Source organism: Mycoplasma elephantis ATCC 51980 (assembly GCF_000687815.1).
Classification (GTDB): domain Bacteria; phylum Bacillota_I; class Bacilli_A; order Mycoplasmatales; family Metamycoplasmataceae; genus Mycoplasma_H; species Mycoplasma_H elephantis.
In genome coordinates, this window is sequence record NZ_JHXU01000009.1 from 1 (window position 1) to 24,881 (window position 24,881).

The 24,881-nt window shown below is 27.8% G+C and carries 26 protein-coding genes and 2 tRNA genes; 8 read left to right on the forward strand and 20 right to left on the reverse strand.

Annotated features, from left to right (window positions below):
* Positions 1-594: hypothetical protein (locus tag T380_RS04390; protein WP_036436938.1), on the forward strand; the 594-nt coding region annotated here is incomplete at its 5' end.
* A 165-nt stretch (positions 595-759) separates the two neighbouring features.
* A complete protein-coding gene (locus tag T380_RS0102435; RefSeq protein ID WP_051599976.1) occupies positions 760-2,250 on the forward strand; it encodes an NCS2 family permease in 1,491 nt (496 codons plus the stop codon).
* A gap of 200 nt (positions 2,251-2,450) precedes the next feature.
* Here the strand turns inward: T380_RS0102435 and T380_RS0102440 are convergent, their stop codons facing one another.
* The 15 genes from T380_RS0102440 to T380_RS0102520 all read right to left on the reverse strand — a co-directional run bounded on the left by T380_RS0102440 (position 2,451) and on the right by T380_RS0102520 (position 16,968).
* On the reverse strand, positions 2,451-3,260 hold the full coding sequence (locus tag T380_RS0102440; protein WP_027334322.1) for a MurR/RpiR family transcriptional regulator: 810 nt from the start codon (positions 3,258-3,260) through the stop codon (positions 2,451-2,453).
* Between the two features lies 1 nt (position 3,261).
* Positions 3,262-3,729 carry an MPN499 family protein gene (locus T380_RS0102445; protein WP_027334323.1) on the reverse strand — a complete coding sequence of 156 codons (468 nt, stop codon included), beginning with the start codon at positions 3,727-3,729 and terminating at the stop codon, positions 3,262-3,264.
* Positions 3,722-4,570, reverse strand: coding sequence for a Cof-type HAD-IIB family hydrolase (locus T380_RS0102450; protein WP_027334324.1), 849 nt, complete (start codon positions 4,568-4,570; stop codon positions 3,722-3,724). Before T380_RS0102450 ends, T380_RS0102445 begins: the two co-directional genes overlap by 8 nt.
* Entirely contained in the window at positions 4,551-5,282 is a 732-nt protein-coding gene (locus tag T380_RS0102455; protein ID WP_027334325.1) for an L-ribulose-5-phosphate 4-epimerase, read from the reverse strand. Before T380_RS0102455 ends, T380_RS0102450 begins: the two co-directional genes overlap by 20 nt.
* Entirely contained in the window at positions 5,282-6,160 is an 879-nt protein-coding gene (locus T380_RS0102460) for an L-ribulose-5-phosphate 3-epimerase (protein ID WP_027334326.1), read from the reverse strand. Before T380_RS0102460 ends, T380_RS0102455 begins: the two co-directional genes overlap by 1 nt.
* The gene (locus T380_RS0102465) at positions 6,135-6,788 is read right to left on the reverse strand and encodes a 3-keto-L-gulonate-6-phosphate decarboxylase UlaD (protein ID WP_027334327.1); all 654 of its coding nucleotides are present in this window, start codon (positions 6,786-6,788) and stop codon (positions 6,135-6,137) included. Before T380_RS0102465 ends, T380_RS0102460 begins: the two co-directional genes overlap by 26 nt.
* 8 nt (positions 6,789-6,796) lie before the next feature.
* Positions 6,797-7,282, reverse strand: coding sequence for a PTS sugar transporter subunit IIA (locus tag T380_RS0102470; RefSeq protein WP_027334328.1), 486 nt, complete (start codon positions 7,280-7,282; stop codon positions 6,797-6,799).
* On the reverse strand, positions 7,283-7,567 hold the full coding sequence (locus T380_RS0102475; RefSeq protein WP_027334329.1) for a PTS sugar transporter subunit IIB: 285 nt from the start codon (positions 7,565-7,567) through the stop codon (positions 7,283-7,285).
* 59 nt (positions 7,568-7,626) lie between these two features.
* A complete protein-coding gene (locus T380_RS0102480; RefSeq protein WP_027334330.1) occupies positions 7,627-9,396 on the reverse strand; it encodes a PTS ascorbate transporter subunit IIC in 1,770 nt (589 codons plus the stop codon).
* 19 nt (positions 9,397-9,415) lie between these two features.
* Positions 9,416-10,480 (reverse strand): phospho-furanose lactonase, encoded by a 1,065-nt coding sequence (locus T380_RS0102485; RefSeq protein WP_027334331.1) that lies wholly within the window; start codon positions 10,478-10,480, stop codon positions 9,416-9,418.
* 179 nt (positions 10,481-10,659) lie between these two features.
* Positions 10,660-12,819: a dihydrolipoyl dehydrogenase gene (gene lpdA, locus T380_RS0102495; RefSeq protein ID WP_036436941.1), complete on the reverse strand. Its 2,160-nt coding sequence runs from the start codon at positions 12,817-12,819 to the stop codon at positions 10,660-10,662.
* Between the two features lies 1 nt (position 12,820).
* Positions 12,821-13,720 (reverse strand): 2-oxo acid dehydrogenase subunit E2, encoded by a 900-nt coding sequence (locus T380_RS0102500; RefSeq protein ID WP_036436944.1) that lies wholly within the window; start codon positions 13,718-13,720, stop codon positions 12,821-12,823.
* Between the two features lie 14 nt (positions 13,721-13,734).
* Positions 13,735-14,730: an alpha-ketoacid dehydrogenase subunit beta gene (locus T380_RS0102505; protein WP_027334334.1), complete on the reverse strand. Its 996-nt coding sequence runs from the start codon at positions 14,728-14,730 to the stop codon at positions 13,735-13,737.
* Positions 14,730-15,839 carry a pyruvate dehydrogenase (acetyl-transferring) E1 component subunit alpha gene (gene pdhA / locus T380_RS0102510; RefSeq protein WP_027334335.1) on the reverse strand — a complete coding sequence of 370 codons (1,110 nt, stop codon included), beginning with the start codon at positions 15,837-15,839 and terminating at the stop codon, positions 14,730-14,732. The genes T380_RS0102505 and pdhA overlap by 1 nt, the downstream gene beginning before the upstream one ends.
* Before the next feature lie 157 nt (positions 15,840-15,996).
* Positions 15,997-16,968 (reverse strand): glycosyltransferase family 2 protein, encoded by a 972-nt coding sequence (locus tag T380_RS0102520; RefSeq protein WP_169734561.1) that lies wholly within the window; start codon positions 16,966-16,968, stop codon positions 15,997-15,999.
* Positions 16,969-17,254: 286 nt separating this feature from the next.
* Between T380_RS0102520 and T380_RS0102525 the strand changes: the two genes are divergently transcribed.
* The 4 genes from T380_RS0102525 to T380_RS0102540 are packed head-to-tail and all read left to right on the forward strand — an operon-like array spanning position 17,255 to position 21,088.
* On the forward strand, positions 17,255-18,247 hold the full coding sequence (locus T380_RS0102525) for an NAD(P)H-dependent glycerol-3-phosphate dehydrogenase (protein WP_027334337.1): 993 nt from the start codon (positions 17,255-17,257) through the stop codon (positions 18,245-18,247).
* Entirely contained in the window at positions 18,240-19,475 is a 1,236-nt protein-coding gene (gene tig, locus T380_RS0102530) for a trigger factor (protein ID WP_027334338.1), read from the forward strand. Before T380_RS0102525 ends, tig begins: the two co-directional genes overlap by 8 nt.
* Entirely contained in the window at positions 19,475-19,699 is a 225-nt protein-coding gene (locus T380_RS0102535) for a YneF family protein (RefSeq protein ID WP_027334339.1), read from the forward strand. Before tig ends, T380_RS0102535 begins: the two co-directional genes overlap by 1 nt.
* Before the next feature lie 18 nt (positions 19,700-19,717).
* Entirely contained in the window at positions 19,718-21,088 is a 1,371-nt protein-coding gene (locus T380_RS0102540; RefSeq protein ID WP_027334340.1) for a M17 family metallopeptidase, read from the forward strand.
* 65 nt (positions 21,089-21,153) lie between these two features.
* On the opposite strand, the gene T380_RS0102545 is transcribed toward T380_RS0102540, so the two are convergent.
* The 5 genes from T380_RS0102545 to T380_RS0102565 all read right to left on the reverse strand — a co-directional run bounded on the left by T380_RS0102545 (position 21,154) and on the right by T380_RS0102565 (position 23,781).
* Positions 21,154-22,209 (reverse strand): DnaJ domain-containing protein, encoded by a 1,056-nt coding sequence (locus T380_RS0102545; RefSeq protein WP_027334341.1) that lies wholly within the window; start codon positions 22,207-22,209, stop codon positions 21,154-21,156.
* A gap of 55 nt (positions 22,210-22,264) precedes the next feature.
* A tRNA-Arg gene (locus T380_RS0102550) sits at positions 22,265-22,341 on the reverse strand.
* A gap of 52 nt (positions 22,342-22,393) precedes the next feature.
* On the reverse strand, positions 22,394-23,152 hold the full coding sequence (locus T380_RS03970; protein WP_051599978.1) for a hypothetical protein: 759 nt from the start codon (positions 23,150-23,152) through the stop codon (positions 22,394-22,396).
* 53 nt (positions 23,153-23,205) lie between these two features.
* Positions 23,206-23,282 (reverse strand) — tRNA-Arg (locus tag T380_RS0102560).
* A 28-nt stretch (positions 23,283-23,310) separates the two neighbouring features.
* A complete protein-coding gene (locus tag T380_RS0102565) occupies positions 23,311-23,781 on the reverse strand; it encodes a Sua5/YciO/YrdC/YwlC family protein (protein WP_036436947.1) in 471 nt (156 codons plus the stop codon).
* Between the two features lie 23 nt (positions 23,782-23,804).
* Here T380_RS0102565 and T380_RS0102570 point away from each other — a divergent pair, with 23 nt between their 5' ends.
* Together T380_RS0102570 and T380_RS0102575 are read left to right on the forward strand one after the other, a co-directional pair.
* Complete coding sequence (locus T380_RS0102570) at positions 23,805-24,629, forward strand: DNA-formamidopyrimidine glycosylase family protein (RefSeq protein WP_027334343.1); 825 nt, start codon at positions 23,805-23,807, stop codon at positions 24,627-24,629.
* Positions 24,611-24,880, forward strand: a complete 270-nt coding sequence (locus tag T380_RS0102575) for a Smr/MutS family protein (protein ID WP_027334344.1) — start codon at positions 24,611-24,613, stop codon at positions 24,878-24,880. Before T380_RS0102570 ends, T380_RS0102575 begins: the two co-directional genes overlap by 19 nt.
* Position 24,881: the final 1 nt, after the last annotated feature.

Sequence of the window (24,881 nt, forward strand, 5' to 3'; positions counted from 1 at the left end):
ATAAAAACTGAAAAAGCCACCAAAAAAGAAATTAATCAAGTTTTTAATAAATTTGAGAATATCAAATGTGATAGAATGATAAATGAAGAGAATAAAGAAAATTCTTACATTCTATTGGAATGAAACGGAAATGATATGAAAAATAAAGAGGCAAAAATACCTGAACAGAATAATTGAAACGGTCTTATTCAAGCAATAACGCCGGTGTTTAAGAATATGCTTGATGAATCAAATAAAAAACAAGAAGATAAATTCAAAACAATGTTAGATGAATCTAATAAAAAACAAGAAGCTAAATTTAAGGTTATGTTAGATGAATCAAATAAAAAACAAGAAGATAAATTCAAAACAATGTTAGATGAATCAAATAAAATTCAAGAAGAAAAATTTCAAGGAATGTTATACAACCTAAAAATCGAAATTCTTGATGAAATTAATCCTAGATTTGATGTAATTGAAAATGATATAAAAATCTTAAAATCTGATGTTACAGAATTAAAATCAGATGTAAACGAATTAAAATCAGACGTAAAAATGCTTAAATCATTTCATATAGAAGATATAAAAAAATATAATAAAGAAAATCATAAATAATATTTTTAAACATTTTATTTTAATGTTAATGGTAAAAATAGTAAAAAATAATGATTTTAGATATAATTATTTTGGCTAATGCATTAGTGCATAGCCAGCCTAATTATAGGTAGCATAATTCACATTTGAAACAATGGTGAATTTTTTATTTTTTCGAAAGGAAACATGAATCAAGACAATTTAGATAATTTAAATGCTAAAGAGACACAAGCAAAGAGAAATAGGTTTGTAAATGGCATTGATAATTTTTTCGGAATTTCAAAAAGAAAATCTTCATTTAAAACAGAATTAATTGCAGGAATTATCACGTTCCTTGCAATGAGTTACATTCTTGTTGCCAACCCCAATATTTTATCAAACCAATATGGATCAAAAATGTCTTATGGGGCTGCATTTATGGCAACCGCAATTTCCGCTTGTTTAGGCACTCTTTTAATGGGTTTGTTTGCAAAATTACCTTTTGGATTAGCACCAGGTATGGGAATAAATGCATTTTTTTCTTTTACAGTATGTGGCGCATGAGGATATAGTGCCGAACAAGCATTAGGAATATGTATTTTATCAGGGTTAATGTTTTTAATAATTTCATTAACTCCAATAAGAAAAATAATTATTAGAGCTATTCCAAAAGATTTAAAACTTGCAATTGGAGCAGGTATCGGTCTTTTTATTGCATTTATGGGATTACAAAATTCAGGAATAATCACAGCAAATGGTCAAACTCAAGCAAGTGGAGATATTTTAGTTCTTAAAGGGACGCCTTCAATAGGATTAGGAAACCTTAGTTCACCAGTTGCCTTATTAGCAATTGCTGGTATAGTTTTATCTATTATTTTATATGCTTTAGATGTTAAATTTAATTTTATAATTTCAATAGTTGCGATTGCAATTATAGGAACAATAGCTAATTACTCAAATTATTTCATTCATGGAACATGAATTGAAAATTATCCTAAATTTGACTTTCAAGGTCAATTTAAATTTAGTGAGTTAACAACTATTAAAGATGTTGTTAGTCGTGGTGTTACATCCATTTTTACTGATGGAACCAGTTTTTGAAAAATATCAATTATTCCAGCAATCATTACTTTCTTATTTTTAGATATTTTTGATTCAATCGGAACATTTATTGGTGTTGCACAACCATTAGGTCTTATAAATCAAAAAGGGGAGCTAGAAGGCGCTGATAAAGCATTAATATCAGATTCAATTGCCACAATAGGGGGAGCCGTAATTGGAACACCAGTTGTTACAACATTTCTAGAATCCTCTACCGGTATTGAATATGGGGGTAAAACAGGATTTACTTCAATAGTTATTTCAGCATTATTTGCACTTTCAATACCATTATTCCCTTTATTTTCTATTTTCGCTACATCTCCAGCTGTAACAACAATGGCACTATTTGTTCTTGGAGCAATGATGATGACTCAATTAAAATCTATTAATTGAAATGATGTGGCAATAACAGCAAGTTCATTTACAATAATGATTTTTATGCCTTTTACTTATTCAATTTCAAATGGTATTGTTTTTGGATTTCTTGTTTACGTAATAATGAAAGTTATGCAAGGAAAATATAAAGAAGTTCACCCAATGATGTATGGATTATTTTTTGTTTTTAGTGCTTATCTAATATATCTTGCAATAATATAAGTATTTAATTGTTATTCTTAAAATCAAACTTAATGACTTTTATTAAAAATGTTTTTTATTTGTTGTAAAATAAATAGTTATAAGTAAGATGAGGATATTTCTTTAGAATAACCTTTTCTAGATATAATCCATAATTCTTGTTAGTTCATTCTAAAATTTAATAACGTTTAAAAAATACTAGATTTAAATCTAGTATTTTTTTATGACTCATTTCAATCTTTTATTAATTTATTTCATTGCAATATATTATTTTTGTTGTCTAACTTGTTTATGACATTTGTTAGAATAACATCGCAAATATAAAGTTGTACTATTTTAGCGCTTAGTGAATTAAACCCAAACTTTTCTTCAGTTATTTCATGCAGTATACAATATTTATGTTTATATTTAATAACACGATTTGCAGTTATAATCAAATATGGAACATCATTTTCCATAACAACTTTTAAAAGGTGATTAAATTCTTTTGTTTTGCCAGCTTTGGAAAATAAAATTACAAATGGTTTTGATTTATTTTTAAATATATAATTCCCTAATCAAAGTAAAACAGCATGATAATCAGCATCAAAATATGATCCAATATTAATTTTTTGTAAGTTTAATGCTAACTCATGTGCAGCAACGCTACTTGACCCTGTCCCAAAGACTAGAACCTTACTCGAAGATAAAATCGAGTTTGTTGCATAATCTAAAATTTCTGTTTTAATAACATTATTTGTTGAATTAATAGCATTTATATAACTCAAAGAAACTCTTGAAAATATCTCATTTTCCGCATAAATATTATCCGATGAAAGTAAACGATGTTTTACATAAAATTGAAGTTCTTTAAAAGATGTAAAATTTAATTTTTTATATAATCTTGTTAAAACCCCAGTTGATGTTTGACTATTCATTGCGCATTCATCGATGGAACTTGAAGAAAACTCATTTGGAGATTTATTTATATATTCAAGAGCTTTTTTCTCTGAATTGGTAAGCTTATCTATTTCATTTACAAAAAATTTCATATTAAATTTCACCTTTATCAATTATAAAATAATTTCTTCGTCATGTAATAGTTAATTTTTCATTAGGTAAAATTTTTAGTTTTAATAAAAGGTTTTCGTAATAGTGTTTAGGACAACTAAAAAATAAGCCTTTTTTAATTAATTTTAAACTTTTGTAGTCTAAATTTATAAACAAATTATTAAATATTTTGAATGAAATAGTTGAATTTTTATTTAATTCTTTATTTTCTAGTTTTATATTTAAACCATGTTTTTTTTGTATATTATTAAAATGAATGAATTCTACATCACCATTAAAATTAAGCGTTACTGGCAATATATTTAATTCTAATTTTTCAAACATAAGATCGAGATTTTTGAAAGGAAAAGATGCTCATTTTCTACGACTTAATGTAAAAATACTTGGTACGATTCAGTAACGTCCATCAATATAATTTATTTTAATATTACTTAAATTATCACTATTCATTTTTCTCTAATAATTCTACAAAATAACTTATTCCATCTTCATTATTTGTTTTAGTTATGAAATTTGCACTTTTTTTAACATTTTCGTTTGCATTACCCATTGCAACAAAAAATCCTGTCGCATCTTTCATTGACAAATCATTATCAGCATCACCAAATGCGATAACCTTGTTTTTATCTATATTATGATTTTGAATAAAATTCTTAAGTGCATTACCTTTAGAGGAATTTTTAGGCATGATATCAAGAACATTTGGTTGAGAACAAATTGAATAAATATCACTAAATTTTAAAATAAGTTTTTTAAGTTCTTCAATTATTTGTTTATCTTTTTCCTCGGGTAGTACAAGATATTTAACTACATCAAATTTATTTGAAATTTGTGAAAAATTATTTGTAACAATATTGTTAAATTGGTATTTATACTTTTTATCAATAAATGGTCAAACGATTTTTTTATTAAATTCTGATGAATGATATTCTAAAACAATCATCGTATTACTTGTATAAACTAAATGATTGATCTTATTTTTTTCTAAAAATTCCGATATTTTAATGACGGTATTTTTGGAAATTGTATCTATATATTCAATTAAATTGTTATCTATATCATAAACTAATGAACCATTTGATGAAATCATAGATGATTTTAAATTTAATTTTTCTATTAATTCACGATTACGATAATACGGTCTGCCTGTCGCTATAATTATTTTTTTATTCTTTAGTCTTAATTTATTTAATGTATTTAAAGTTGCTTCGCTAATTTTTTTATCTGAATTATATAATGTCCCATCTAAATCAAAAACAAAATATTCGAAATTAGTTAATTTTTTGTCCATAATATGCCTTTTCCCCATGCTTTCTTTCATAATGTTTTTTTATGAGTGCTGGTTGAGCACTTGATGCATTATTATTATAAACAATAAATGTATTTATCGCTATTTTAGCTACTTCTTCTAGAGTAAGTGCTAAATCAACTGCATTTTTAGGATTTTTATAACTTCATGCAAATGGGCCGTGTTCTTTTACTAAAATAGCGGAACATGCTTTTGGGTCTATCTTTCTTTTTTCAATTTCTTCAATAATAACTAAACCAGTATTATGTTCATAATTATTATTAATTTCTTTTTCTGAGAGTGACCGAGCACAAGGAACGGGGCCATAAAAATTATCTGCATGCGTAGTTCCTAAACAGGGAATATCTTTACCGGCTTGAGCAAATGCTACAGCATTAGGACTATGGGTGTGAACTATACCTTTTATATTTTTATTATTTTTATATAAAAGAGTGTGTGTTGGTGTATCACTTGAAGGATTATATTTGCCATCAATTACATTATTATTTAAATCAGTTATGACCATATCTTCTGGCCTTAATTCATTATATGAAACACCACTAGGTTTAATAACCATATATTTTCTATCTTTTGTTATACCAGATACGTTTCCTCAAGTATGGATAACTAAATTATATTTAACAAGAAGCATATTTGCTTCATAAACTTCTTTTTTTAATTCTCTAATTTCAGCATCATATGATTTGTCAAGCATTAATTGTCACCCCCAATTTTTGACCATTGTAAATGGTAAAAATCTTTAGCGTTCTTTATATAATTAATGGACTCCTCTTTTGATTCATCGGGATTATTTAAAGACCACATTTCAATCATAATTGGTTGATTTAATTTTAGTGTTTTAAGAATATCTAAAATATAAGGAAAATCTACAGTTCCATCACCAAATGGGATATCCCTAAACTTACCAGGTATAGTATCTTTAAAATGAAATGCTACAATATTATTTTTTGCTATTTTAAATTCATTAAATAATTCCTCTTTTTTGCATCATTGAAAAATATTTCCTAAATCTGGATATATTTGTAAAAATGGTGAATTAATTTTCTTAACGTATTTAAGAGCAATAGAATTTTTTCCCATAAATGGAGTATCCATTATTTCAAAAGCTAATAACATTGAATGTTTTTGAGCAATTTTTACTGCTTTTTTTATACCTTTTACAAAATTGTTTACAGTTTTTTCATCACTTGACTCATAGTATACATCGTATCCCGCTAACTGAACAGTTCTTATACCTAATTTTTTAGCGAGAATAATCGCTTTTTCCATAATATTCATAGCCATTTTACGTATTTTAGGATCTTTTGAACCAAATGGATACTTTCTATGACCGCTTAATGTCATGGAATTAAAATTGAAGTTGTGTTTAACTAGTAGGTTTTGCACTTCTTTTATTTCTTTATTAGTTCAATCTAAACGAGCAAGTCTTTCATCGGTTTCATCAACTGAAAATTCCATAAAATCAAACCCAGCAGATTTAGCAATTAAAATTTTTTCTTCTAAATTTCATTTATTATTAATTGCTTTTTCATAAATACCAATTAATCTATTTTCAGTATTTTGTAAACTCATCCTTAAATTCCTTAGCAGCTTTTTCTGGATCTTTAGAATCTCTTAATGCTCTTCCAGCTATAAAAATATAAATTGGAATATCTTTAAAAAGTTTTATATCTTCTAATTCAACTCCGCCTGTAATAGTTACTTTAAAACCATCTTTAGAAAGTCTTTTTACAGCTTCTATATCATTACTTCCTCATTTAACACCACTAGCTTGTGAGTCTCTTGAACGGTGTCAAACAACTTGCGGAACATTAATTTCTTTTCACATTTTGACTTGATCTCATGTGAAATTACTCGTTAATTCAATTTGAACTTCTTTATCTTTTCCATAATCTTTTGCAATTTTCATTGTTTCCGAAATTGTTGGAACTTCAGCTGCGCATATACAAGTTGTATAATCGGCACCATTTTCAAAAAACATTTTTCCAAACACCTTACCAGCGTCTGCGATTTTACCATCAGCAACAATTATCTTATTAGGGAAAGCTTCTTTTAATGCTTTAATAGCTTTTTTACCTTCGCTAGCTATTAATATTGTTCCTACTTCAATAACATCTATATATTTTTCAACTTTTTTTGCACTATTAATTGCTTCTTCTATAGTTAAGTTATCTAGCGCAATTTGTAACATTGGTATCATATTTCTCCTTATACTAAATATTTTGTGTAATCAATAGCTTTTATTATTTTTATAATTTCTTCTTTATTTTTTGCAGCAATGATTTTCTTTAATGTTTCTTCATTTTCAAATACCGCAATAATTTGCGGAATCGCAATAGCGGTATGCGTTTCACCATCTATTGCCGCTAGCGCAACTAATATACTTACTTCACGTTCATCGTTTTCGAACTTAATTGGTTTAGTTAGTGTTAAAAGAGAAAAACCATTACTAAAAACAGCATCTGTTGTAGCACTTGCATGCGGCATAGCTAAACCATCGCAAATAACATAATACGGACCATGCTTTTTAGTTGACTCTAAAATCAATTCATAATATTTTTCGTTGATAATTTTTTTATTTACTAATGGTTCAAGTGATTTATGAATTGCATCTTTTCAATCTTTTGCCTCATAGTGACAAATAATGGAATTATTTAAAATTAAATTATCTAAAAAATTTAACTTATCACTCATTTACTTAATTCCATTTCTTAATGCATCCGAAAGAGCTTCTTTAATTTCTTCTGCACTCATAATGTTTTTTAAACCATAAGCTCTTGCCTTACCATTTTTTACTTCACTTAGAAAATTTTGAGTACATAAAACAACGTCAACACTATTAATTAAGCCTTTTCCTTGACCTAAACCCATTGCTTCAACACTACCCAAAATCCCTAGTTCTTTCATTGCATTGCTTACTTTTACTTTTATTATCATACTTGTTCCCATACCAGAACCGCATAAACATAATATCTTCATATATAAATCCTTTATATTTTATAAATAAGAAATAAAAACGGAAAACCGTTTTTATTTTTTTAAATGGTTGATTCTTTTATATCTTTTTTAAGTGTTGGATTAATTCTAAATAATTTTTGTAATAAAGTTTGTTTTTCTTGTCTATTTGAATCAATAATTTGGGCAGCAATAATAAGAATTACTGGAACTAATAAAAATACTATAAATGAAGCATACATATTTCATGAAGCAACAATTAATAATAGACCTCAAATTAATGTTCAATCAAACATACCATTATAACCTGTTGTATATGGTTTTAATACAGTACCATCTTTAATAAATTCTGTACCACATCCACCATAATTCTGAATCATTGATAGACCTAATGCTATTACTATAATTTCAACAAATCCAAATATTGCAGGAACAATTAATGATGCTTTAAAACCACCTGATGCATTTGCAAAAACACCTATCGTACCTGAGTTAAAGAATAATGTAATAAATAATGGGATTGGTGTAACAAGTTCAAAATTACCGATTTTTGCTAATGAAAGCGCCAAAATAATTCCGACAGCTGCAAATTGTGCTATTGTACCAGACACAAAACCATATGTTACCGAATTAGGTGAGAATCCATATGTTGCAGCACAATCTACAGCAACAACAGCACCTGGCACCAATTTTTCACTAATACCTTGAAATGATTGTTGTAGTTCAGTAACAAACATTCTAACACCCATTTGAATAACTAAAATTGATCCTACAAGTTTAAGTGACCCAAGAATTAAGTTAATTGCTCAAAATGCACCACCAGCCACATTTCATGAGCCATATACTTTACTATTTAATACATTATTGTCTAGCGAAAATCTTATTGTAGCAGGATCAACACCAGCACGTAATGGCACAAATTGTAAAATTAATACCAAAATTAAGAATAATATAAGAATAATTAATGATTGAGTAAATATGTTATCTTCAAATATTTTTATTTTATTTGATAGTTTTTTAGTTTCTGCTGAATCTTCTTTTTTACCGAAAAATCTTCCTATACCATATGCAAGTGCAGCACCAATCATTTGTTGGTGACCAACAGCAAAACCGGCATTTTCAGTAACAACATCACTACCTTTAATTGTTGCGCTTGATGCAACCCCTCAGTATGCACCTAAAATTAAACCAGATAAAATTACTACTCCCGCTTGTGCAGCTGCTGTTGGTAATTTATCAGTTGTTAAAAATGAAGCACCACTAAACATTGTAAAAAATATTGTGGTTACAACAAGAGCTGATTGTTGAAACATAACATGTCCTGTAATCATAAGAGAGTGAACATTTGTTCATTTTCTTAATGCTACTAAAATAATGTTTACAACAAATCCTATTAATAATGCAAATGATATTCACGAAACAAATGCGGCACTAATACCTTTTAAAAAGTTTTCGCCCGATACTCATCCCATGTATGGATCTAATGAAGTAACATTAGAACCTAATTTACTAATACCCATAAATATAACTTTAGCCATACCAACAAGTACACCCGAACCAATAGAAAGAACTAATACACCTATAATAGCTTTCATCATTCCTATAATTGATTCAGAAATACCCCTGCCTAAAACTAAATATCCAATAAGTACTAATAATCCAATTAAAATAGCATTAACACCTAAAAAGTTGTCGATTAGGATATTTTTCATAAAATATGATGTACCCACACCTCAATCTCATTTTTTAAGACCAACTGTAAGTATATATCCACCAACAAACAATCCAAGAATAATCAAACCGATAAGTAATGCTTTTCAATTAAATTTACTTGATGTCTTTTTTTCTGACATATTCCCTTTCTTTAATCTTTTAATCTAATTTAAGATCTTTTTTAAGTTGTAAAACTTCTTTAGAAACCATTGATTTATCTCATTTACGTGGTTCATCGAAAGCAAGAATACGTGATGGATTGTTTATTAAAATATCTTTAATAGCCTCATCACTTACACCTACTTGTTTAAGTAATGGTATAAATCTTTCGAATAAATAACCAAATCCGAATGTTTCTTTGCCTTTGGTTAATCCATAGTTTCTTTGGTATAAGATTCTACCTGCATCTAGTGATAAAGTTATGTGTTTTTGTAAACCTTTATCAACAAGATATTTAATATTTTCTGCTAGTGTTGAATCTGGATAGTATTTAACACGATCAGGACCATCAAAACAAATAGTTACCTTTGTTTCTTTGATTATTTTTTCATAATAATATTTATCTGGGTTTTTGTTTAGATGTGATATTTGAATCTTGTCTGGGTTTGCTCCAAAACCTATAAGGTGTTGAGCAACTTCAAGTGCCATTGTACCTAATTGTGTATGAACTAAAATAGGACATCCAGTTATAACACTTGTTCTAGCAGCTACTTCTAAAGCTTTTAATTCTAAACGATCAATAGCAGCATATCCTGTACCAGCTTTAATTATTCCAGCTTTCGCTTTTGAACGTTTAACTACTGGTCCGTTGTAGTTATATTCATCCATACCTTCTTCAATTTCGGCAACAGTCATCTTAACAATATCTTCAACTGGAACACATGCTAATCATGAACAATATTTATCATAGAATTTAGCTTTATGAAAACCTGTTGACATAACTATATTAATTTTTCCTTTAATATCTTTATGGTTTGCAATTTCTAACATTCTTATGACATCACGCCCAACGTTAGGTGGATCCATTGTTACCATTGTTTTACCATTATGTTTAGCATATTCTAGCAATTCTTTAACAGCAGCATCTGTGTTAATCATTAAAAAATCAATATGCTCTTCCATTTCTGGTCCACCGTTTTTAATTAAGTGATCATGACAATCTGTGATCCCGATAGAATCTGCGGGAACATCACCTAAAACGGTTCTTACAAATTTTTTACTCATCTCTCTCCTTTATGTGTAAAATTTTAGAACAAATACTGTCCTATATTTATTCTATAAATATATTTTGATTATTGATAAAAATTATCAAAAATATGGAATAAAAATGAAATTTATTTCCACATTTATTATAAAAATAAAAAAACTAACCATTAAAGTTAGTTTTTTTGTGCTTTTTTATTTTATTTTTTGTGTTTTAAATGTAATTTAAGTGCAGCACTACGTGCAGCTTCTCATATTATTTCTGCAAATGTAGGGTGTGGATGAATAGTACTTGTTAATTCAAATACTGTTGCTTCTAATTCCATTGCAAGCGCTATTTCAGAAATATAATCTGTTGCGTTAGCACCTATGATATGACATCCTAGCACTTCACCAAATTCTTCATCAACAACAAGTTTAATAAATCCTTTTGTAGCATTTGCTGCTAACCCTTTTCCTAAATATTCAAATGCATATTTACTACTAAATGCTTTGTAACCTTGTTTTTTAGCTTCTTGTTCAGTTAGACCAATGCATGCGATTTCTGGGTGTGTATAAATACATCCTGGTGTAGCTTTAAGAGATGTTTTTACATTTCTATTTAAAATATTATCAACCGCTACTAATGCGTGTTTATAAGCAACATGAGCTAACATATTTTGGTTAGTTACATCCCCAATACCATAAACCCCTGTTACATTTGTTCTTTGGTGGTCGTCAACAATTAATTCACCACGAGAACCTAATTTAAATCCAACTTCTGCTAAACCTAAAGATACTGGAACACGACCGATTGATGTAAGAACAACATCAGATTTAATTTTTTGTTGTTTACAATCTATTTCATAAATTATTTCATTTGTTTTTTCATTATATTCTTTTGTATCTACATTGTAAAGAATTTTAACTTTGTGATCTATTAATGATTGTTCTAATACTTTTACAACTTCAGCATCAATACCCGGAAGTAAACGATCTGTATTTTGAAGAATTGTTACTTTTGCACCAGCGGTTGCATATACTTGTGAAAATTCAACCCCAATAACTCCCCCACCAATAATAGTGATTGATTTTGGAAGTTTTTTATCATAATTAATTGCTTCTTTAGAAGTAATAATTTTTCCTGATTTATAACCTTTATCAAAACCTTTAAGATTAAGAAGACGATCAACACTACCTGTAGCAACAATAATATTTTTACCACGGTAAACCTTATTATCAGCTTTTACTTCATGAGCACCAACAAATGTTGCTTCGCCTTCTATAATGTCACATTTTGACATTTTCATAAGATTTTTAACAGATAATGAAATTTTATCAACAACAACTTTTTTCTTAGCATGCATTCCTTTTCATGTTTTATCATTATCTATTTTTAATTCTTTAAAGTTGGCTGCAACCCCATATTCTGTAGCGTGATTTATATAATCAATTACTTCGCTTGACTTAAGTAGAGCTTTTGTAGGAATACATCCAACATTAAGGCAAACACCACCTCAGTACTCTTTTTCAATAATTAAAGTCTTAAGACCTTGTTTGCCAGCTTCTTCAGCAGCTAAATAACCACCTGGACCTGATCCAATAACAATTACATCATATTCTTTTTCAATAACACCTGTATATTGTTTACCAGGTTCGCCTTTGTAATCATCATTTGCTTGTTCTGTTTTAACTGTTTCTTGAGTTGTTGTAGTTTTAACACCACTAGAAAGTGATGATAAATCAAATAGTTCATCTGACACCTTTACTTCACCAACAACACTAGCTCCACCTGATTCACCAGCTGTTTGAGTAGTTGTTGTAGTATTTTCATGCTTTTTACCATCATCTATATGATAAATAACTTGACCAACATGGATAGTATCACCTTTTTTCATTAATACTTTTTTAATAGTACCTGTAACTGGACTAGGTATGTCACTTGTTACTTTATCTGTTTCAACACTGAATAATGAATCACCTTCATTAACCTTGTCATTTTCCTTTTTATATATATCTCCCACAACACCTTCATGTAGTCCTTCACCGATGTCCGCGAATTTAAATTCAAAAAATGAATTTGAGCTTGAAGAACTTGCGTTTTCTTGAACAGGTTTAGAAACAGGAACTTCATCCCCACCTTTACTTCCATCATCAATTACAAAAATTTCTTGACCAACATGGATGGTGTCACCTTTTTTCATTAATATTTGTTTAATAGTTCCTGTAACAGGACTTGGTATATCACTTGTTACTTTATCTGTTTCAACACTAAATAATGAATCACCTTCATTAACTTTTTGTCCTTCTTTAACAAAAATATCACCAACTACACCTTCATGTAGTCCTTCACCGATGTCTGAGAATTTAAATTTATACATATTAGTACACTCCTAAAATTTCAGGATTTTCTAACAATTGAGATATTCTTGATGCAAAGCGCCCAATTGTAGCCCCATCAATTCATCTATGATCAGCGGCAACAGTTAAGTACATAGCTTTACCTGGAATTACACTTCCATCTTTAACAAATGCTTCATCAACAATTGCACCTATCCCCAAAATACTTAATTCTGGTCAATTGATAACTGGAACACCATAAAGCGAACCAACGCTACCATAGTTTGTAATACTAAATCCTGCACCTTGCATATCAGCTGGTTTAATAGTTCTTTCTCTAGCTGATTTTGCAAGAGTTGAAATTTGGTTCGCTAGTTCTAAAACGCTTAATGTATGAGCATGTTTAACAACAGGAACCATCAATCCTGCTTCAGTATCAACAGCAATACCTAAATTTACTGTGTCTGGGTAATCAATTGTACTATTTGCTTCATTGTATTTTGCTAAGAATATTGGAAATTCTTTAAGAGCAATAGAAACCGCTTTTGCTATATATGGTAAAAATGTTAGTTTAATACCTGTTGTTTTTAAAACAGTATCTTTAATACTTGCTCTTAAATTTCATAATTTAGTCATATTAACACGGTGTATTAAATTAACGTAAGCAACATTATTTCATGAATTAGTCATTGCTTTCGCAATTGCTTTTCTAACTGGGGAAATAGGTTCTTGGAATGATTTAAGTGGATTTGAATTAAATGTAGGTTGCGATATAGTTGTTGTGGCTTGAACTGTTGATGAAACAGATTGTTTTACAGGGTTAAAGTTTTTAACATCATCAACTAAAATTCTTCCACCAATACCAGTTCCTTTTATTTCTTCAATATTAACGTTAAGTTTTTTAGCCATAGCACGTGCTAATGGTGTAGATTTAATTTGCATTATATTCTTCCTCCTTAAAATTGAAATCCAACAACTTCTTTGATTTTATCCACAATTTTATCAGCATTAATACCATGAAATGCTTCACCTTTTGCCAATGGAACAGTAATATCATATCCAGTTAATCTTGCAAGAGGGGCTTTCAAGTATTCAAACGCTTTTTCATTAACTTGAGCCATAATTTCTGCTGATACAGAGAATGATTTAACAGCTTCATGAACCACAAGAAGACGACCAGTTTTTTTAACAGATTCAATAACAGTTTTATAATCAAGTGGTTTTATAGTTCTAAGATCAATTAATTCAACACTAATTTCTGGATTAGTTTGTTTTAATTTTTTAAGAGCTTCAATAGAATCATGAACTTGAACACCATATGTAACCAATGTTAATGAAGTACCTTCAGCAATGATATTTGCTTTACCTATTTCAACTGTGTAGTATTCTTCAGGAATTTCTTGTTTACCCGAACGGTAAATTCTTTTAGGTTCAAAGAAAATAACTGGGTCATTATCTTCAATAGCGGCTAATAATAAACCTTTTGTGTCATATGGAAATGCTGGTAAAACAACTTTAACTCCTGGAACATGAGCATAAATAGCTTCTAAAGCTTCTGAGTGATGTTCCAAAGCTCTAATTCCGCCCGACATCGGGATACGCATTACAAGCGGACAATGAAAACGACCACGTGAACGATTTCTCATTCTTGCTGCATGTGTGAATATTTGTTGCATTGCTGGGTATGAAAATCCACTAAATTGAATTTCAGCAACTGGACGTAATCCAGCAACAGCCGCACCTACAGCTGTTCCGGCTATACTTGCTTCCGAAATAGGAGCATCTCAACTACGATCAACACCAAATTTTGCTTGTAGACCTTCAGTAGCCCTGAAAACTCCACCTTCAAATCCGGCATCTTGTCCATATGAAACAACACGTTTATCTTTTTTCATCGCTAATTCTAGCGCTTGTGTTATTGCACCAATATTATTAACGGTTATGTTAGCCATTATTTAGCTCCTTTCGCTTTTGATCAATATTCGATAGCTTTTGCTCTTTGTTCTAATAAATCATCATCAAGTTTTTCATATGTATAGTCAAAAATATCTTCGATTTTAGTATTTATATCTTTTAATGATTCTTGATATGCAGCTTTTGCTTGTTCCATAGAATCATCTCAAAGTTTTTTAATTTGATCTTTTGTAATGATTTTATTATCCAACATATATTTTTCAATACGATGCATTGGTTCTCATTTTTCGTCTTCTTTTTCTTCTTTTTCTGTTCTATAAATACGAGGATTATCACTTGTTGTGTGTGAACCTTGTCTTCATGTAACAAATTCAACTAGAACTGGTTCGTTTTTTTCACGAGCATATTCAACAGCATCCTTAATAACTGAGTAACTAGCTAATAAATCATTACCATCAACTCTTAATCCATTAATTCCAACAGCATGTGCTTTAGCGGCAATAGTTGAAGAAATAGTTTCAAAATGGTTTGGGGTCGAAATGGCTCATTGGTTGTTATTTACACAAAATACAGCTGGTCATTTTTGTACAGCAGCCATATTCATTGCTTCGAAAAATTCACCTTCTGTTGTTCCTCCATTACCAATAAATGAAACAGCAACAGCTTTAGTTCCTAATTGTTTTGATGCATAAGCAACACCAGCTGCATGAGAACATTGAGTTGCTATAGGAATATTTACAGGCATTACATTAACACCTTCTGGCATTAATGAACCTTTTTCATTTCCATTTCAGTACATCATTTGGTTAACCATAGGAACACCCAAATGTAACATTGCGGCATTTGAACGGAATGCTGGAATAAATCAGTCTTTTTTCTCCATTGCAAGACTGCAGGCAATTTGTAGTGCTTCTTCACCTAAGTTAGGAGGAAAGGTTAACATTCTACCTTGTCTTTGAAGTTGCAACATATATGTATCTTGTTGACGAGATAAAACCATAAATTTGTAACCTTCAAGTATTTTTTCTTTTGATAATTCAATTTTTTCATTTTTGTTAATTAAATTACCATCAACATCTAAAAAGCGAATTATTTCATCTGGGTTAGACATAATAACAGGCTTATTTAAATATATAAAATTCTTCATTTTCCCTACTTTCTTTTATATGTTAAAAAGAATATTTTACTATTCTTTATATATTGTAAATATATAAATATATATTTAAATAATTTATTTTTTTTATATATAACAATAGCATATGCAAACATTTCCATTTTATAGAGAAAAATAGAAAATTATAAATTTAAATTTTATTTTTAAAACTAGATAATAATTTTTTATAAAAATTTCCCACCATTTTTCATGGAGTTAGAGTAAATCTAGGTTTTCATTTTACTTCATCAGCTATATTTTTTAAAATCGTGTTAGCATGATTAATAACAATTAATTTATCTTTTTTGTTAAGTTTTTTATAAAAAAGAATAAGAACTCATAAATATTGATACATCTTGTGGTCAATCATTTTTTTTAACCACTTTTCTTCTCTATCAGAATTAAAAATTAATCTACATGCTTTTGTGTATTCTTGGCCTATACAAAATAATCTCTCTTCTAATTTATTTGCACTATAATTTGATAATGAGTTTTGACGTCTTAAATATCTAACAACAAAAATGTTTGCATGAACATATTTTTTAGGAAATAAAAATAATTTAACAGTTGGATAAACATCTTCAAAATATTTTACGTCACATGATAAATTTAAAGAATCATAATATACTTTTTTTATAAAATGTCCTCAAAAGAAAGTGATATTACCCGATAAAAAATCTTGTGAATTTTTTATATTAATTCATTTATAAAATGGAGGTAATATAATGGCTGATAATTTTTTGTAAGTAAATTTCATTTTGTATTGTGAACTAATAAGATCAGCATCTGTTTTTTTAGCTAATTTAATCATTTTCTTCATTGAGTTTTTATATAAATAGTCATCATCATCTAAAAACATAAAATATTTAGTAGTACATTTACTAATTAACAAATCCCTCATCTTGCCTAAACCAATATTTTTATCATTTTTTAAAATCTCAAAACGACTATCATTTTTGAGTTTTTGTTTTAAATATTCATATGTTTCATCTTGACTACAATCATCAATAATTAATACTTTAAAATTAGATTCAGTTTGTTTTAAAATACTTTTAATAGTACCATCAATATATTTTGTAGCGTTATAAACGGGCATAAGAATTGTAACTATTGGTTCGCTCATTTTTTCCTTATTTTTTATTATATATAAACTTTTTATTTTTTGTTTATAGTATCAAAACATATTCCCATTATAGTGGAGAATTAAATAAATTTCTTTGAATTTAAAAAGTGAATTTTTTAATTTTTCAATAAAAAATCAACAAAAAATACTCAAATTTCTATTTTTAGGTATTTTTATTATTAATATATTTATTTTAGAATTTATAATTATACCTAAATAAATATGCAATAATAATATATGTTATATTATTAATAATATATAAATAAGGTAAAGAAAGTAAGGATATATGAATATTACTATTTGTGGCACTGGCGCATGGGCAACAGCCCTGGCTCACGTTCTTGCAAAAAATGAACATGATGTTTTTATGTATGGAATAGATATCAAAGAAATAAAAGATATCAATAACGGAAAAAACAATAAATATTTTCAAAATGTTTTTAAGTATAAAAATATTCAAGCAACCAATGATTTAAGCAAGGCATTAAAAGACTCAAAATTAGTTATATTAGCAACGCCTAGCCAAGAAATAATTAATATTTTAAAAAAGCTTGAGCTTATTTTAAAAAATAAAAAGATTAATTTAATCAATGTTGCTAAGGGCTTAGATGGAAGTAGCAATTGCTTTTATTCAGAATTAATTAGGAAAAACTTTTCAAAGAATCTGAATATGTTAGCTACAATCATAGGGCCCTCATATGCAAATGAAGTTTATGATGAACAACTAACAGCACTAAATGTTGTGGGTAATAATTATGATTATTTAAATCAAATAAAGCAAATTTTTGAAAATGATAAATTTATATTAATACCGAGTACAAAAGAGCATGGATTAGAGATGTTCTCTGCAATGAAAAATGTTTTAGCTATAGGAATTGGTATAGCAAAATATTATTATTCATCATCAATAAATCCTATATCAGCATTATTTTCTATAGGTTTTAAGGAAATGTACTTAATCTATAAAACACTTTATCCACTCGACTCAGATGCTATAGGATATGAACTTGCTGCCATTGGAGATGCATTTTTAACATGTGGTTCATTCAAAAGTAGAAATACACAATTTGGTTTTAATGTTGCAAAATATGGTGTAGATGAAGCATTAAAACTTAATAAAAACACTATTGAAGGTTATACAAATGCCAAATTTATTGATAACATAATAAAAAAAGAAGAAATAAATGCGCCCTTTATTCGTTCAATTATTGATATACTTTACTTTGATAAGAATCCCAAAACAATTTTTGATTTTTTAAAAAAGGAGAATTATGATTAAATTAAATAAAAAAACAAATACTGCAACAATTTTAATTGCTGCAAATGAAGAAAAATGAACATCAACAATTAACAAAGTTGAAGAATTTTTAAAAAACGTAAAACACGAAGTTAAAGACGTAAAAACTGAAGTTTGAGAACCGGCAGCCCAAATATACTTACAAGAAAATGCTGATGATCTAATTAAGAAATACGAAAAAGAAAATAAGATAATTTTAATCGAAACAGAAAACTTTAAAATTCAAAAGGTATCTAATTCCGAATTAGAAGTTTTATTATCATTTATTTATTACGATGAAAATACAAAACTAAAACTAGAGTATAAGTCGGAATTAGAAAAAGTTAATCCATTATTCGTAAGATTAGGTGCAGAAAATGAAATGAAACAAATTCTTGCCAAACATACAAAAGAAATACCCGTTTCTCGTAAAGCAGAAAATGGTGATTACATGACATTTGATTTTATCGGAAAAATAGACGGTAAGCCTTTTGAACACGGAAGTTCGAATGACTATGAACTTCAACTAGGTAGTAAACAATTTATTGAATCACTTGAATCTCAACTAGTAGGTTTAAAAACAGGTGATAAAGTTGATCTTGATGTAATTTTTCCAAATGAATATCACGCTAAAGAATTAGCTGGAAAAAAAACAGTATTTAGTATCAATGTTAAAAAAATTGTAACAAAAGAACAACAAGAGCTTAATGATAAATTTGTTGAATCATTAAATATAGGTCTAAAAACTGTTAAAGAACTAGAAGATAGACTAAATGAAAAACACACATTATTAATGGAATTAGAATTAAAAAATCAATTTTTACAACATTGCCTATTAGAAATTTATGAAAACAATAAAATCAAACTTAGCGAAGATTTAATTAATTATGTAAAAGAACAATCAAAAAATAACATTATTTCAAAATTAGAAGCGGATAACAAAACATTAGATGATTACTATAAAGCGACAAATAGAACAGAAAAAGAATTGGAAGAACAATTAACAAAAAATGCAACAGAAACTGTTGCTTTAAAAACAATAGAATTAATTTTGTATAAACAACTAAAAATTAAAGTAACAAAAGAATCCGCATCTCATATTTTAAAATTCTTATCTATACAATACAACAAATCAATAGATGAAATAAAAGAAATTATTTCCGAAGAAAAAATTAATTCATTTGCAATGCATAATACATTAATTGATAAATTAATAAAAGGAGAAAAATAATGCCGGGTTGAGGAATTGCTTTATTAATTATATTTCCAATATTATTTACAGTAATAGGAGGAATATGTGGATTTTTTATAGCAAAAAAGATGTTTGAAAAACAATTAAAAGAAAATCCGCCAATAACGGAAAAAATGATTAGAGTTATGTTCATGCAAATGGGTAGAAAAGCAAGTGAGGCGCAAATAAAACAAATAATGCGCTCAATGCAAAATGCTAAATAATAAATAATTGGAGTAAATATGTATATAGAAAACACTAATAATAAAAATTCTTTAGTTATAAAATCAATTCCTAAAGATTTAAAATTAAACAATATCGTAAAAGAAAATAACTATTTAAATGATTTTTTATCCGAAAATTCATCATATGTTTTTATTGAAAATAATAAAAAATATAATTCAAATGATTTCAAAGAATTAATTCAAAAACTTGTTTCAATTAAGAGAAATTGTATTATAGAGGCAAAATCATTCATTTTAGAGAATCTTAAATTGAGTGAAATAATTAGAGTTTTTATAGACACCTATATTTATGAAAAACACATACTTTGAAATGAAAAAACAATAAATAAAAATAAAGATTTTACAATTTCATTACTTATAAGTGAAGAAGATCAAATAAAATACAAGGAATTAATTGAAAAAACTATAATTATTGCTGAACAAGTAAATATGGCAAGAGATTTACAAATCATGCCACCCAATATATGTAATTCAGAATTTTTAGCAGAATATATAAAATCAAAAGCAAATGAAATTAATAATCCTAATTTAAGTATCAAGATTTTAAACAGGGAAGAAATAACAAAATTAGGTATGAATTTACTTCTTGCAGTAAATAGGGGAAGTAAATATGAGCCAAGAGTAGTGGTTTTAGAGTATACTGGTGATAAAAATAATAAAGAAAAAACAGTATATGTCGGAAAAGGAATTACATTTGATTCTGGAGGATATAACTTAAAAACTAGTGGTTATATACTTGGAATGAAATATGATATGTCTGGTTCAGTTATTGTTGCAAGTTCTGTTTTAGGTATTGCTAAAATAAATAGTAAAAAAAATATTTCTTGCGTAATGGTTATTACAGATAATAGAATAAATGGAGATGCAAACCTTCCTGACGCAGTATGAAAATCAATGAATGGTAAAACTATTGAAATTAATAATACGGATGCTGAAGGAAGACTTGTTCTTGCCGATGGTATCACTTATTCTATTCGCGAGCTAAAAGCAACAAGAATTATTGATATTGCAACACTTACTGGCGCAATTAAAACTGCTCTTGGCCAAACATTTACAGGTATGTGAGCTACGGATTCAATTTTTGCAATTGAATTTAAAAAAGCCGCAAAAAAAACAAAAGAACTTATATGACAAATGCCCTATCATGATGATTTTGCAAAAGAAATCAAAAACTCAAAGGTTGCAGATCTTAAAAATTGCGATTTATCAGGAAAAGGTGGTAGTATTTCTGCATTCATGTTTCTAAAAGAATTTAGCGAACAACTTCCACACATTCACTTAGATATTGCAGGAACAGCAAAATCTGCTGAAGAACCTGTTGGTGTAATGGTTAAAACGTTAATTGAATATGGTTTAGATCAAGAATAAAAATAAAATTTATGTTTATTTAAAATAAAAAACTCAAATCTTGTTGTTTTGAGTTTTTTTATATTTTACCCTTTAACTTCTTTAACAAATTTTTTGTTTGTGTCATCATATGCCACCGATAATAATCTTTTTAACTCTTGTCTAAGTAACTTATCATATTCAGGTATAACTATCTTTAATCTAACACGTAAACTTCCTATTTCCCCATTAACGTTCACGCCATGTTTTTTAAATATTATAACTGTATCAGTAGAGTAATTTTCTTTAAGTTGAATAGTAATTGTGCCGGTTGGAGTTGGAACTATAACTTTTTCCTCATTTAATATTGAATTAATTGAAACAGGCATCGTTAATAATAAGTCATTATCATCGTATCTTTTGAAGTATTTATGTTCTTCCACATTTACAATAATAACGTAGTTTCCATTGCCTTTTCTTCCAAAAAGACCTAAGCCTTTAAGTTTTAATTTACCTTTATTATTAATACCACTAGGAACTTTAATATTTACAACGGATGTAACTTCATTGTATTGTTTTCCCTTGCATATATTACATTTTTTAGTAAAAAGACAACCATTACCATAACACTTGTTACATATTATTGATGAAAATTTACCATTTACTTGTTGCATTAATTTACCTTGTGTTTTACAAAGATCACATGGGGTTCTATAAGATAAATCAAAACCTGACATATCACATTGTTTGCAACCATCTTGTCTTGTTAGTTTTTTTTGAACAACCAAACCTGTTAATGATTCGTTAAATGATATATTCATTTTGGCGATAATGTCTTCCCCGACTTTCGAATCCAAATAATCAAAGTTAATTTTACCAGTGTTTGCATATGTATAAAATTGAGAGTTGGTTTGTTGAGGTCTTTTGTTTTCAAAACTTGGTTGTGGTTTTGGTTTTAATGACTCATCATAATCTTTTCGGCTATTTTCATCACTCAATATACTATATGCCTCATTGATTTCTCTCATTTTTTGTTCAGAATTAGCATCTGTTGATTTATCAGGATGATACATATTTGCTAATTTACGATATGCACTTTTTATTTCGGCTTGGGATGCTGTTTTATCAACTTGTAAAATGTAATAATAATCTAATGTACTCATATATAAAATATTAACATATTATATATAAGTTGATTTTAATTTTAAAATAAAAAAATGGCGATCACGACGGGATTCGAACCTGTGACACCAAGCTTAGGAGGCTTGTGCTCTGTCCATCTGAGCTACGTGATCTAAAAAGTATATTTATTATACATTACATGGTTAATTTTTTTATATATAAAAACTAATTACCCTTAAAACTTAGCGCTAGTTTGTCTTGACAATCCATTACTTTTGAATCTTGTTTAGAAGTTTTAACTCAAATTATATAAATATATGGCATGCCTAAATTAGTTTCAATTAAACTATTTATTATTAAGGTTTGAAAACTTTGCTCATTTCAAGGACGTATTCCATTTATAAGCAAGGATGCTTCTCAACCAAATTGAACACTTACGCCAATTGCAATTAAGTGAAAAATTGGAACTCTTTTATTTTTATCTTTAATTATTAAATTGTAGATTATTACTCCGATATATCCCACAATAAGCATAAACGCCATAATTCAATGATATTTGCTTGTTGTTCTAGATGTTAAAATAGGGAATGAATTCATAGCATTAGAAGCACTAGGAGCAATTAGTCATCAACCAATTATTAATAATAAATAATATTTTAAATCTTTATTTTTATCTAAACAAAGTCATATAAAAGCAAAATTTGTTATTCCGTAGCTAAGTGACATTCATAATAAAACTAGAGCCATTATTGTTTCTGATTCTTTGCTATCAAACATTATTTTTCTAGAATTTGAAATTAAATGAAAATAACCATAATCAACAATAAAATAAAGAAATCCACCAAACAAGGAAAATTTAAGTGTATTTCATTCCTTTTTATAGATAAATAAACCAAGTAAAACAATCAAAAATAAACAATCAAGTATTACATAAAGTAAATTAAAATTTCTTGTTGCTTGAATATTATTAATATTTAATCCCATTTTCCCCTTAAATTATGTTAATTATAAAATAAATTTTTAACAAAATAAAAAAATGGCGATCACGACAGGATTCGAACCTGTGACCACAAGCTTAGAAGGCTCGTGCTCTGTCCATCTGAGCTACGCGACCACGCTATAATAGTATAATACATTTTTAATTATTTTCTTAAATAAATTCCTTTTTCTAAGTCAAAAATTGAGCTAGGTTTACCATTTGGATTACAACATTCAAAATGATTTTTTATCGTTTTGAATGTCCTTTTTGCTGCATCAAAATCTAGTGGCATTTTTTTTGTTAAGTTAGCACTTGTTACATGCATTGGTCCATTTTTTAATAAAAAATCGCATAATTTTTTTGAATTTGGCATTCGAAAACCTTCATTATTTACAATAATAGAATGAGCACCAGGTCAATTAGTTTTTGCTCATTTTGTTGCCTTATTATTTCAAGATTTAAACATAGAAGCTTGTTCTATTGAACCAACTAAAATGATAATTTTCTTGCTTTCATCCCTACCTTTTAATAAATTTAGTTCTTTAACCAAATTGTCTTTAACAAAAGATCCAATTCCACAAACAGTATCAGTAGTTATTAGTCATATTTTATTTATGTTTTCAAAATTTTGCATTTTAATTTATTATAATATATGTTATGCCAGAATTACCAGAAATAATTACTATAAAACAAGCGATGAAAAACGTATTAATAGGAAAAACATTTGAATCAGTTGAAATATTTAAATCAACATTAGTTAAAAATATAGAAATGACTGATTTTGAAAAAACAATCAAAGATGAAACAATCCTTAAAATTGATTCAAAAAATGCATGCTTACTAATATATTTAACAAATGACAAGGTTTTAATTTCCACCCCAAAACAACATGGTGTTTTTTCATATTTTCCAATAAAAACAAACACAAGCAAGCAAACACTTGTTGTTTTTAGATTTACAGACCATAGTGAATTACATTTTTCGGATTCTTCACAACTTGCTTCCTTTCATATTAGTTCAATAAAAACATATGATCAAAAATCACCAGTTTTATGTAAAGGAAGTTTAGTAGAATCAATAAATCATGAAGATCTATACTTGAATTTATTCAAAAAGAATAAGACAATTAAATGAGCACTAAAAAATAATGATTATGTTATCGGGATTGGAGATATTTATTCTGATGAAATTCTTTTTAAATCTAAAATACATCCATTTACTAGTTGTAAAAAATTAAACAAAAAAGATATGTGCCAAATCATTACTGATGCACAAGAAATTTTGAAAGAAGCTATTTTGAAATTAGGTTGTGATACAAAATCATTAATAGATAAAGATTTTGTAACCGGACTTTATAAAAAAGAATTAAAAGTTTATAATAGAGAAAATTTAAAATGTTATATATGTTCAGATAAAATTAAACATATAACTCATCATGGTGAAAGCGCTTTTGTTTGTTTAACATGTCAAAAAGAAAAATAAAAAAGAACAAATACTATGAACCTCACATTCAGGCGGACTATAATTTTGGTATTTCCGAATATGATTTACATGGTATGTATGTTGATGAAATGATTAGTTTTGTTACAACTAAATTAATTGGTTTAAATGAAGTTATTTTTGTTACAGGTAGAGGTACGGGAGCATTAAAAACTGCTTTAGAAGATTTTTTAGACTCTGAAGGAATAACCTATACATTAATAAACGATGGCAAATACCTTGTTAGAAAATAAA